7 protein-coding genes and 1 pseudogene are annotated in these 11,981 nt (G+C 41.3%); 6 read left to right on the plus strand and 2 right to left on the minus strand.

Annotated features, from left to right (window positions below):
- Positions 1-106: 106 nt before the first annotated feature.
- From dapD to HMPREF2887_RS09645, 4 genes are read left to right on the plus strand one after another with little or no spacing between them, the layout of a single operon-like run.
- Positions 107-805: a 2,3,4,5-tetrahydropyridine-2,6-dicarboxylate N-acetyltransferase gene (gene dapD / locus HMPREF2887_RS09630; protein ID WP_021001222.1), complete on the plus strand. Its 699-nt coding sequence runs from the start codon at positions 107-109 to the stop codon at positions 803-805.
- 12 nt (positions 806-817) lie between these two features.
- Entirely contained in the window at positions 818-1,948 is a 1,131-nt protein-coding gene (locus HMPREF2887_RS09635) for an N-acetyldiaminopimelate deacetylase (protein WP_021001223.1), read from the plus strand.
- A gap of 44 nt (positions 1,949-1,992) precedes the next feature.
- On the plus strand, positions 1,993-2,520 hold the full coding sequence (locus HMPREF2887_RS09640) for a 5-formyltetrahydrofolate cyclo-ligase (protein ID WP_003027033.1): 528 nt from the start codon (positions 1,993-1,995) through the stop codon (positions 2,518-2,520).
- Positions 2,513-3,193, plus strand: coding sequence for a rhomboid family intramembrane serine protease (locus tag HMPREF2887_RS09645; RefSeq protein WP_057489557.1), 681 nt, complete (start codon positions 2,513-2,515; stop codon positions 3,191-3,193). The genes HMPREF2887_RS09640 and HMPREF2887_RS09645 overlap by 8 nt, the downstream gene beginning before the upstream one ends.
- Before the next feature lie 57 nt (positions 3,194-3,250).
- Here HMPREF2887_RS09645 and HMPREF2887_RS09650 read toward each other — a convergent pair whose 3' ends face one another.
- Positions 3,251-4,087, minus strand: a complete 837-nt coding sequence (locus HMPREF2887_RS09650; protein WP_021001225.1) for a putative RNA methyltransferase — start codon at positions 4,085-4,087, stop codon at positions 3,251-3,253.
- Between the two features lie 244 nt (positions 4,088-4,331).
- Positions 4,332-5,588 carry a tyrosine--tRNA ligase gene (tyrS, locus tag HMPREF2887_RS09655; RefSeq protein WP_021001226.1) on the minus strand — a complete coding sequence of 419 codons (1,257 nt, stop codon included), beginning with the start codon at positions 5,586-5,588 and terminating at the stop codon, positions 4,332-4,334.
- A 181-nt stretch (positions 5,589-5,769) separates the two neighbouring features.
- Between tyrS and pbp1b the strand changes: the two genes are divergently transcribed.
- The gene (gene pbp1b, locus HMPREF2887_RS09660; protein WP_057489558.1) at positions 5,770-8,109 is read left to right on the plus strand and encodes a penicillin-binding protein PBP1B; all 2,340 of its coding nucleotides are present in this window, start codon (positions 5,770-5,772) and stop codon (positions 8,107-8,109) included.
- 288 nt (positions 8,110-8,397) lie between these two features.
- Positions 8,398-11,963 (plus strand): annotated as a pseudogene (gene rpoB, locus HMPREF2887_RS09665) (DNA-directed RNA polymerase subunit beta).
- The last annotated feature ends 18 nt before the right edge of the window (positions 11,964-11,981 follow it).

An 11,981-nucleotide genomic window follows, 5' to 3' on the forward strand; every position in this document is an offset into this window, starting at 1 on the left:
TACGAAACTACTGATTTCTGTCCCACTCTCTTTTGCTTTCATATGATGAAATGCTTGATTTTATGTTATAATAACCCTTAATACTAAATCAAAGCGAGGGATGTCTATGACAGCGACTAAAATGACTGCTCAGGAAATTATTCAGTTTATAGCGGATGCTAAGAAAAAGACAAATGTAAAAGTGACTTTTGAAGGAAAACTAGCGGGCGAAGTGCCGAATTCAGTTGTCAAATTGGGCAATGTTCTCTTTGGTGACTGGGAGGAAATTAAACCTCTTTTGGTTAACCTAGAAGAGAATAAAACCTATGTGGTGGAGCAGGATGCTCGAAATTCTGCCGTACCGCTGTTAGACAAGCGTGAGGTCAATGCTCGGATTGAGCCAGGAGCTATTATCCGCGACCAGGTGGAAATCGGTGATAATGCTGTGATTATGATGGGAGCTGTTATCAATATCGGAGCTGAAATTGGTGCTGGAACGATGATTGATATGGGAGCCGTTTTGGGTGGTCGAGCTATTGTTGGAAAAAACAGCCACGTGGGTGCTGGGACTGTTCTTGCCGGTGTCATTGAGCCTGCCAGCGCAGATCCTGTCCGAGTGGGGGACAATGTCTTGATAGGGGCCAATGCTGTCGTTATTGAAGGAGTGCAGATTGGCAATGGTTCTGTCGTCGCTGCAGGGGCTATTGTGACGAAAGATGTGCCAGAAAATGTTGTTGTAGCCGGTGTGCCTGCGCGTGTGATTAAGAAAATTGATGAACAAACCCAGCAGAAAACAGCATTGGAAGACGCTCTTCGGACACTTTAAAGAGGGAAATGTATGATTGATTATCAAAAAATTCGCCGAGACTTGCATCAAATTCCGGAAATTGGACTGGAAGAGTATAAGACTCATGCCTATCTGATGAGAATAATTGATGAGTTGACTGCTGGCTTGGATTTCGTTGAGATTCGGACCTGGCGTACGGGAATTTTAGTCTTTATCAAAGGCAGTACACCTACTAAGACGATTGGCTGGCGGACAGATATTGACGGTTTGCCGATTGTTGAGGAGACAGGGCTTGCCTTTGCTAGTCAACATGAGGGACGTATGCATGCCTGTGGGCATGATATGCACATGACAATCGCTCTGGGTTTGTTGGAGAAATTAACTACTGAGCAGCCTAAGAATAATCTACTTTTTCTTTTCCAACCAGCTGAGGAAAATGAAGCTGGGGGCATGCTGATGTATGAAGATGGAGCCTTTGGCGATTGGTTGCCAGATGAATTTTATGGGCTTCATGTGCGACCTGACCTCAAGGTAGGAGATATTGCTACGAATACTAGTACACTTTTTGCAGGGACTTGTGAAGTTAAATTAACTTTTAAGGGCAAGGGTGGTCATGCTGCATTTCCGCATAATGCTAATGACGCTTTGGTAGCAGCTAGCTATTTTATCACTCAGGTTCAGACCATTGTGAGTCGCAATGTAGATCCGATTGAAGGAGCTGTCGTCACCTTTGGTGAATTCCATGCTGGAACAACGAATAACGTGATTGCTGAAACTGCTTTTTTGCATGGAACCATTCGAACGTTGACGCAGGAGATGAATTTGCTCACTCAAAAACGCCTGCGGGAAATCGCTGAAGGAGTAGCGCAGTCTTTTGGTGTAGAGCTTGAGTTGGAGCTGAAACAAGGCGGTTATCTTCCTGTGGAAAATCATCCAGAATTAGCTGCTCAATGCATGAATTTTTTCCAAAAAGAGAACGGTGTGCACATGATTGATATTTTACCTGCAATGACCGGTGAGGACTTTGGCTATCTGCTCAGTAAAGTCAAGGGTGTGATGTTCTGGCTGGGAATTGATAGTCCTTACGCACTTCATCATCCTAAAATGGCGCCAGATGAAGCAGCGCTGCCTTTTGCTATTGAAAAATTTGGGAAGTTTTTAAGTGCAAAAGTTAATGAATAATGGGCTGGGAATGTTGATAATATTTCTGATCGAGGAGAAGATAAATGAAGGCAGATTTGCGCAAAACTATAGTCAGGAAAATGAAAGAGCAGGAATTGATAGTAAAACAGCAGAGAGATGCTTTGCTCACTCAGTACTTGCTGGAATCTTCTGCTTATCAACAAGCTAGAACAGTTGCTACTTATTTATCTTTGCCACACGAGTTTGATACAAGGATTTTCATCAGGCAGGCTCAAGCAGATGGCAAGCGGGTTTTGGTCCCTAAGACTTATCCCGAAGGGCGCATGACTTTTGTAGATTATAATCCAAATGACTTGGAATTGACTGTTTTTGGTATCTGGGAACCAAGAAGTGAACGAACGGTGGAAAAATCTCATATTGATTTGATTCATGTTCCAGGTGTTGCTTTTAACAAAAAAGGCTATCGTATTGGCTATGGAGGTGGCTATTATGACCGCTATTTGGCTGATTTTAAAGGGATGACAGTAAGTACAATTTATCCTTACCAGTTAGTTGATTTTCAACCAGATGATTGTGATATTCCCGTTCAGGAGGTATTGATTTGTGAATAAAATTTATGATAAACGTTATCCAGTAACGAGCTTATTGTTGCTTATCACGACAGGAGTTTTCCTAGCAATGTTTCTGTTGCGTGGCTTTAATTATGCTAGTACCCAAACGATTTATGAATTTGGGGCAATGAATGGTCGAACGATTCAATATTTTCCAAGTCAGATTTGGCGCTTGGTATCGGCGATTTTTGTTCATATCGGCTTGGAGCATTTTGTGATGAATATGATTACGCTGTATTTTATCGGACGACAAGCTGAGCATATTTTTGGCTCGTGGAATTTTCTGTTTCTTTATCTGATGTCTGGTATTTTAGGAAATGTCTTTGTCTTCTTTTTCACTCCAAGTGCTGTGGCTGCAGGTGCCTCTACATCTTTGTTTGGGATTTTTGGTGCTATTATTACTTTGCGCTACGCGGTGCGAAATCCTTACATTCAGCAACTCGGCCAGTCATACTTAGTTCTTCTAGTTATGAATTTGGTATTGAGTTTGACACCGGGAATTAGTCTGGCAGGTCACTTAGGTGGTGCAGTCGGAGGCGCTCTCTGTGCTGTTATTTTCCCAGTCCGCGGGGAAAGAAGAGCTTATCAAGTGGGACAACGGTTATTGGCGTTGATTGCTTATATTGTTTTAGCTTTGGGAATGATTTGGTTAGCTTTTAATCGAGGCGTATAAAAAGAGGTTGAATAGACTGCTGTATCTCGCAGCAATCTGTTTTCACCTCTTTTTGCTTTATATTTGTTGACCAACTAAAATCTTTGCAGCAATCGTGATGTCAGTTAATGGTGACCAATCTATTTTATCAATGTCAATATTAAAAAGAAGCGGTGTCATATGAAGAAGTGCCGCTTTTTCGTTTTCTCTCAAGTTGAAAGTAGCTGCAACGTCATAAGAATTTGTAATGGTAAAGGCTTCTTCAAAATGCTCAATGATTTTGTGATTGGAATAATTTGTGTTTGTTAATTGCTCGGCAACGATACTACGAATTTCTTGCAAGTGTTGGCTGCTAGGAATAACCTTAATGAGCAAGCCGTTTTTCTGCAAGACGCGCTGAAATTCTTGGTAATTGGCAGGAGAGAAGATGTCTAAAATCATATCCATGCTAGCATCTTGAATAGGGATGTGCGCCAGATCTCCAACAAACCAATTTACCGTCAGGCTGTGGTCACTTTTGGTTGCTAGTTGAATAGACTCTTTTGACAAATCGAATGCATAGATATGTTTATCTGGTAATTGTGCTTGCAAATTTCGAGCATAATAGCCTTCTCCGCAACCAATGTCCAGCAGATTACCATGTTGTGGTAAAGATGATAAAATTTCTAGTAATTTCTTCAAAATTGGCTGGTAAAATCCTGCTTCGAGAATCAATTGTCGATTTTGAAAGTTGGATTTATCGTAGTCTTTTGATTGCTTCACCTGTGGAGCCAAGTTGACATAGCCAAACTTTGCCAAGTCGAAGGAATGCTTATTTTTGCATTTGAGACTATTTTCTGATAAAAACAAGGCTTGCTGACAAAAAGGGCAAGAAAAAAGCTTAGCCGTTTCAAAGCGTTTAAGTTTGGGTTTCATGCGTTTTCTCTTTCATAAATTTCTCTGACTAGTGTAACATGTGAGAAATGCTTTGACAAGTAGATAAAGAAAGGGAATTTTAAAATGAACCACACTTTTAAAGCGGTTGGAGCTAAAACAAGCACTATGACAATATGCTTTTTGCTAAGTGAGAATGAAAAGAAGCTGGAGCGAAAAGTCTCCAGCTTCAAAGTATATAGCGCAATAAACCAACGATGTAGTAGTTGATTGCTCTTTTTCCTATTTAGTAAGTCAAAACAAAATATTTTTTCTTACCACGACGGATAACGGTGAGTTCGTTTTCCAATTTGTCAGCGTCCGTTAATGTATAGTCAAGGTCTTGAATGCGATCGCCATTGACATAAATAGCACCGTTTTGGACATCTTCACGCGCTTGGCGTTTAGAATTGACAACGCTAGCCGTTACCAAAAGTTCTACGATATTGAGATTGTCATCTGCTTTCACTTGATAATTTGGGACGCCGCGAAGCCCTTGTTTCAGCTCTTTGACAGAAAGATTTTTGATATTTCCGGCAAAAAGCTGCTCGGTGATATTGAGTGCTTCTTTGTAGGCTTTTTCGCCATGCACGAGTGTAACGACTTCTCGCGCCAAGATTTTTTGTGCCAAACGTTCATGTGGAGCTGCTTCAAATTGTTTCCCGATTTCTTCGATTTCATCAAGCGGAAGAAGAGTGAAAATTTTAAGGAAACGAACGGCATCAGCGTCCATGACATTCATCCAGAATTGGTACATTTCGTAAGGACTGGTCTTATCAGCATTGAGCCATACAGCGTTGCCTTCTGACTTACCAAATTTCTTACCGGTTGCGTCTGTGATAAGGGGCACTGTAATAACGTGAGCTGTTTTGTCTGCCTTCCGACGAAGCAATTCAGTACCAGCAGTCATATTGCCCCATTGGTCAGAACCACCGATTTGTAAAGTGACACCGTATTGGCGATTTAGCTCAAAAAAGTCATAGCCTTGCATGATTTGGTAAGCAAACTCGGTATAAGAAATCCCTGTTTCAATTCGTTTTTTTACGGATTCTTTACTCATCATGTAGTTGACGGTGAAATATTTTCCGACATCGCGCAGAAAGTCAATAAAACTAATATCAGAGAACCAGTCGTAGTTGTTGACCATTTCAGCCTTGTTGTCACCATTTTCAAAGTCAAGAAAACGAGATACTTGCGCTTGAATGCTCCGTACCCAGCCCTCAACTGTGTCTTTTGTTTGTAAACTCCGCTCGGTATCTTTAAATGATGGATCGCCAATTAAGCCAGTTGCACCGCCGACGAGAGCGTAGGGTTTGTGACCTGCCAACTGTAAATGTTTCATGACAAGGATTGGTACAAGATGACCGAGGTGCAGGCTGTCAGCTGTTGGATCATAGCCAGAATAAAAACTAACATTTCCTTCCGCTAAGGCTTTGCGCAACGCTTCTTCGTCAGTTGTTTGAAAAACCAGACCACGTTCTTTTAGCTCATCAAAAATGTGCATATCTGTCTCTCCTTTATAAAATTTCTAGTTATTGTAACATTGTATCACAAACAAGCACTAGAATATAGTAAAATCGCAAAAATAATGAAAAAAACAATGATTTCAGCCAAGGCTTGCCTTTCTTGTTGTCAGAAGTTTCATAAATTTGCTATAATAGGCACAGAAAGCCCAAGGAGAAAGAATGTTTAAACAAGTTTTAGAAAAAATACAACAATTGTTTGAGAAACTTTTTCAAACAGATCGTCCTAGCAAAAATAAAAAGGAAAACTGGACAATTTTGAGTATTGGTGGAACTGTCCTTCGTACTCTGAAATTATTATCAAATGTCTTTTTTGTGCTTGTTTTTTTAGGGTGCTTGTTTGGTGGAGGTATTGCATTGGGTTATGGTGCAAGAATCTTCGATAAGGTTGAAACTCCTAAAAAAGAAGAGCTCATCAAAAAAATCCAAGACATCTCGGCTATTTCTGAATTAAAATATGCTGATGGTAGTTCAATTTCAGCAATTGATAGTGATTTACTAAGAATATCAGTAGCTAGCAAATCTATTTCTGCTAATGTAAAAAAAGCAGTCATTGCTACGGAAGACGAAAATTTCCACAAGCATCATGGGGTTGTTACGAAAGCTGTTTTGCGGGCAACACTAGGCTCTGTTGTAGGGATTGGTTCCTCAAGTGGTGGTTCTACCTTAACACAACAGTTAATCAAGCAACAAGTTGTCGGCGATGCTCCAACCTTTAGTCGTAAAGCATCAGAAATCATTGATGCGCTGGCTTTAGAACGCTACATGAGCAAAGACGATATTTTAACGACTTATTTGAATGTGGCACCGTTTGGGAGAAATAACAAAGGGCAAAATATTGCTGGTGTGGAAGAAGCTGCACAAGGAATTTTTGGAGTTCCTGCCAGCAAATTGACAATTCCTCAAGCAGCTTTTATTGCCGGTTTACCACAAAGTCCGATTGTTTACTCTCCTTATGCAGCTGACGGTAGCCTGAAAAGTGCTAAAGATATGACTTTTGGTCTCAATCGTGCGAAAAATGTTATTTACAATATGTACCGGACAGGTGCGATTAGTAAAGACGAGTACCAATTGTATAAAGATTATGATTTAAAACGAGACTTTTTACCAAGTGATACGACTTCAGCAAGAACACATGACTATCTATATTACGTTGCGATGAAAGAAGCTCAAAAAGCAATGTATGATTACTTAATCAAACGTGACAATGTTTCACAGCAAGAGTTGAAAAATGATGCAACAGTGAAAGCTTACAGAGAACTAGCTGCGAAAGAGTTGAGTGAAGGCGGCTACACTGTCACCACAACTATTAATAAGAATGTGCATAATGCAATGCAAAATGCAGTAGCTAATTTTGGTAGTGTCTTAGATGATGGAACAGGTGTAGTCGAAGCTGGAAATGTCCTCATGGATAATCGTACAGGAGCTATTTTGGGGTTTGTTGGAGGACGTGATTATGCTTCTAACCAGAACAACCATGCATTTGATACAGAGCGCTCACCAGGCTCAACCATTAAGCCGATTTTAGCCTATGGTATTGCCATAGACCAAGGGCTTATGGGAAGTGCCAGCATGCTGTCTAACTACCCTGCAAATTTCTCTAGCGGTGAGCCAATTATGCACGTAGATAGCCGTGGTACAGCCATGATGGATTTGCAGGAAGCTTTGAATACTTCTTGGAACATTCCAGCTTATTGGACCTATAAATTGCTTCGTGACAAAGGAGTTAATGTTCAAGGGTACATGGAGAAAATGGGCTATCAAATTGAAAATTATGATATTGAAAGTCTGCCAATGGGAGGAGGTATTGAAGTATCTGTCGCCCAACACACCAATGGTTTCCAAACTTTAGCCAATAATGGGGCATACCAAGAGCGCTATATGATTGAAAAGATTACGACAAAAAACGGGAAAGTTGTCTATGAACATAAAGCAAAACCTGTTCAGGTTTACTCTAAGGCAACGGCGACGATTATGCAAAGTCTTATGCGTGGGGTATTGAGTTCGGGTGCTACGACGACCTTCAAATCTCGTTTAACGCAGATTAATAGCGGTTTAGCTAGTGCTGATTGGATTGGAAAAACGGGTACGACCAACAGCAATGGTGACATGTGGCTCATGGTATCCACTCCTAAATTAACGTTAGGTGGTTGGATCGGTCATGACAATAATGCTTCAATGGCAGCTTTGACGGGTTACAATAATAATGCGCAGTATATGGCTCAACTAGTAAATGCAATTTATCAAGCCGACCCAAATATTTGGGGAGTTGGTGATAAGTTCAACCTAGACTCTAGTGTCATTAAGTCTAATGTTCTTAAAGCGACGGGTGAACGAGCTGGCACAGTAACAGTCAATGGTCGCAGTATGAACCTGACCGGACAGACAGTTACTAGTTACTGGGCGAAAAACGGTGCTCCGATGACCACCTATAAATTTGGAATCGGTGGTACAGATAGTGATTATCAAAAAGCTTGGGCAGCACTTTTAGGTGGACGCTAAATAAAAACACTTTCAGTAAGTAAAAAACTTGAAAAGCAGAGTTAAATAAGGTATAATATTACTAATAATTTGTCGTCTGCTTTATTTGAAATATTGTCCATATAAAGCTTACAGCAGTTAAATCATACTTTTAAAGTCAGATTTAGCTGCTCTTTTTGTGTCTGTTTTTGGGATTTTTGTCGTTTGTCATCAAAACTTAAAGATTCTGAAAATTACTCAAAAAGGACAAATGAAAATTGCTACTCTATCATGTAATAGAGAATGTAGAAAGAAGAAGGAGTAAAAAACTTGGCAGGACATGAAGTTCAATACGGGAAACACCGTACTCGTCGTAGTTTTTCAAGAATCAAGGAAGTTCTTGATTTACCAAATTTGATTGAAATCCAGACAGATTCGTTCAAAGATTTTCTTGACCATGGTTTGAAAGAAGTATTTGAAGATGTACTTCCTATCTCAAACTTTACAGATACAATGGAGCTAGAGTTTGTTGGTTATGAAATTAAAGAATCTAAATACACTTTAGAAGAAGCACGTATCCATGATGCCAGCTATTCTGCACCTATTTTTGTGACTTTCCGTTTAATCAATAAAGAAACCGGCGAAATCAAGACGCAAGAGGTCTTCTTTGGCGATTTCCAATCATGACAGAAATGGGAACATTTATCATCAACGGTGGTGAGCGGATTATCGTATCACAGCTCGTTCGTTCTCCAGGTGTTTACTTCAATGATAAAGTAGACAAAAATGGGAAGGTTGGGTATGGTTCCACCGTCATTCCAAACCGTGGAGCTTGGTTAGAGTTGGAAACGGACTCAAAAGATATTGCCTACACTCGGATTGACCGTACCCGTAAGATTCCGTTTACGACACTTGTTCGTGCACTTGGTTTCTCTGGTGATGATGAAATCTTTGATATTTTCGGTGATAGCGATCTCGTTCGCAACACGATTGAAAAAGATATCCACAAAAATCCAATGGATTCACGTACAGATGAAGCGCTGAAAGAAATCTATGAACGTCTTCGTCCAGGTGAGCCTAAAACAGCTGATAGCTCACGTAGTCTATTGGTCGCTCGTTTCTTTGATCCACATCGTTATGACTTGGCGGCAGTTGGTCGTTATAAAATCAATAAAAAATTAAACATTAAAACACGTTTGTTAAATCAAACGATTGCAGAGCCTTTGGTAGATCCAGAAACAGGTGAAATCTTGGTTGAAGCTGGAACGGTTATGACGCGTAATGTCATTGATAGTATTGCAGAATACTTGGACGGTGATTTGAATAAAATCACTTATATTCCAAATGATGCAGCCGTGTTGACAGATCCAGTCGTTCTTCAAAAATTCAAAGTAGTGGCGCCAACTGATCCAGATCGCGTGGTGACTATTATTGGTAATGCTAACCCAGGTGATCGAGTTCATACGATTACGCCAGCAGATATTTTGGCTGAGATGAATTACTTCTTGAACCTCGCTGAAGGGCTGGGTCGTGTGGATGATATTGACCACTTGGGAAATCGTCGGATTCGTGCCGTTGGTGAATTGCTTGCTAACCAAGTACGTCTTGGATTGTCTCGTATGGAGCGTAATGTTCGCGAGCGCATGAGTGTGCAAGATAATGAAGTGTTGACACCGCAACAAATCATTAACATCCGCCCAGTCACAGCGGCGATTAAAGAATTCTTTGGTTCCTCTCAATTGTCTCAATTTATGGATCAACATAACCCACTGTCTGAATTGTCTCACAAACGTCGTTTGTCAGCCTTGGGACCTGGTGGTTTGACTCGTGACCGTGCTGGATATGAAGTGCGTGACGTGCACTACACCCACTATGGACGTATGTGTCCGATTGAAACACCTGAAGGACCAAACATTGGTTTGATCAATAACTTGTCTTCTTATGGTCATTTGAATAAATATGGTTTTATCCAAACGCCTTACCGTAAAGTGAATCGTGAAACAGGTCTGGTCACTAATGAAATCGTTTGGTTGACAGCGGATGAAGAAGATGAATTTATCGTAGCGCAAGCAAATTCTAAATTAACAGAAGATGGTCGTTTTGCAGAAGCGATTGTCATGGGACGTCACCAAGGGAACAACCAAGAATTTCCTTCAGATCAAGTAGACTTCATGGATGTATCGCCTAAGCAGGTAGTTGCGGTTGCGACGGCTTGTATTCCTTTCCTTGAAAATGACGACTCAAACCGTGCTCTCATGGGTGCCAACATGCAACGTCAAGCAGTACCGTTGATTGATCCGCATGCACCATATGTTGGTACTGGTATGGAATACCAAGCAGCTCACGACTCTGGTGCGGCGATTATTGCCCAACACGACGGTAAAGTTGTATATTCTGATGCAGCCAAAGTTGAAGTTCGTCGTGAAGATGGCTCACTTGATGTCTATCATATTACGAAATTCCGCCGTTCAAACTCTGGTACTTCTTACAACCAACGTACGCTGGTAAAAGTTGGCGATACAGTTGAAAAAGGTGACTTTATCGCAGACGGACCTTCTATGGAAAAAGGTGAAATGGCACTTGGACAAAATCCAATCGTTGCTTATATGACATGGGAAGGTTACAACTTTGAAGATGCCGTTATCATGAGTGAGCGTTTAGTGAAAGACGATGTTTACACATCTGTTCACTTGGAGGAATTTGAATCAGAAACACGTGATACAAAGCTTGGACCTGAAGAAATTACGCGCGAAATTCCAAACGTCGGTGAAGATGCTTTGAGAGACCTTGACGAAATGGGAATTATCCGCATTGGTGCTGAGGTAAAAGAAGGCGACATTCTTGTCGGTAAAGTAACGCCGAAAGGTGAAAAAGACTTATCTGCTGAAGAACGCCTGCTTCATGCAATTTTCGGTGATAAATCTCGTGAAGTACGTGACACATCTCTTCGTGTACCACATGGTGGTGCAGGGGTTGTCCGTGATGTGAAAATCTTTACTCGTGCGAACGGTGATGAATTGCAATCTGGTGTCAACATGTTGGTGCGTGTTTACATTGCTCAAAAACGAAAGATCCGCGTTGGGGATAAGATGGCCGGACGCCACGGAAATAAAGGGGTTGTTTCCCGTATCGTTCCAGTTGAGGATATGCCGTATCTTCCAGACGGAACACCAGTAGACATCATGTTGAACCCACTTGGGGTGCCATCACGTATGAATATCGGACAGGTTATGGAGCTTCACCTCGGTATGGCTGCTCGCAACCTTGGCATTCACATTGCAACACCAGTATTTGACGGGGCTAGCTCAGATGATCTTTGGGAAACCGTTCGTGAAGCTGGCATGGATAGTGACGCCAAGACGATTCTTTATGATGGACGTACTGGTGAGCCATTTGATAATCGTGTGTCCGTTGGTGTCATGTACATGATCAAACTTCACCACATGGTCGATGACAAGCTCCATGCCCGTTCAGTTGGTCCTTATTCAACCGTTACGCAACAACCTCTTGGTGGTAAAGCGCAGTTCGGTGGACAACGTTTTGGAGAAATGGAAGTTTGGGCTCTTGAAGCCTACGGTGCTTCTAACGTCCTTCAAGAAATCTTGACTTACAAGTCAGATGATATCAATGGTCGTTTGAGAGCTTATGAAGCCATTACCAAAGGTAAGCCAATTCCAAAACCAGGTGTTCCAGAATCCTTCCGTGTCCTTGTGAAAGAATTGCAATCACTTGGTCTTGACATGCGTGTCCTTGATGAAGACGACAATGAAGTCGAACTTCGTGACTTGGATGAAGGTATGGATGATGATGTGATTCATGTAGACGATCTTGAAAAAGCACGTGAAAAAGCAGCGCAAGAAGCAAAAGCCGCTTTTGATGCTGAAGGGAAAGAATAAGAACTGATTCAATAGATA

The organism is Streptococcus sp. HMSC071H03 (genome assembly GCF_001813035.1).
Classification (GTDB): domain Bacteria; phylum Bacillota; class Bacilli; order Lactobacillales; family Streptococcaceae; genus Streptococcus; species Streptococcus anginosus.

Bases quoted from the DNA above. Each gene is read 5' to 3' on its own strand.
- tyrS (WP_021001226.1), bottom strand. From the start codon at position 5,588: ATGCACATTTTTGATGAGCTAAAAGAACGTGGTCTGGTTTTTCAAACA.
- HMPREF2887_RS09635 (WP_021001223.1), top strand. From the start codon at position 818: ATGATTGATTATCAAAAAATTCGCCGAGACTTGCATCAAATTCCGGAA.
- dapD (WP_021001222.1), top strand. From the start codon at position 107: ATGACAGCGACTAAAATGACTGCTCAGGAAATTATTCAGTTTATAGCG.
- pbp1b (WP_057489558.1), top strand. From the start codon at position 5,770: ATGTTTAAACAAGTTTTAGAAAAAATACAACAATTGTTTGAGAAACTT.
- HMPREF2887_RS09640 (WP_003027033.1), top strand. From the start codon at position 1,993: ATGAAGGCAGATTTGCGCAAAACTATAGTCAGGAAAATGAAAGAGCAG.
- HMPREF2887_RS09650 (WP_021001225.1), bottom strand. From the start codon at position 4,087: ATGAAACCCAAACTTAAACGCTTTGAAACGGCTAAGCTTTTTTCTTGC.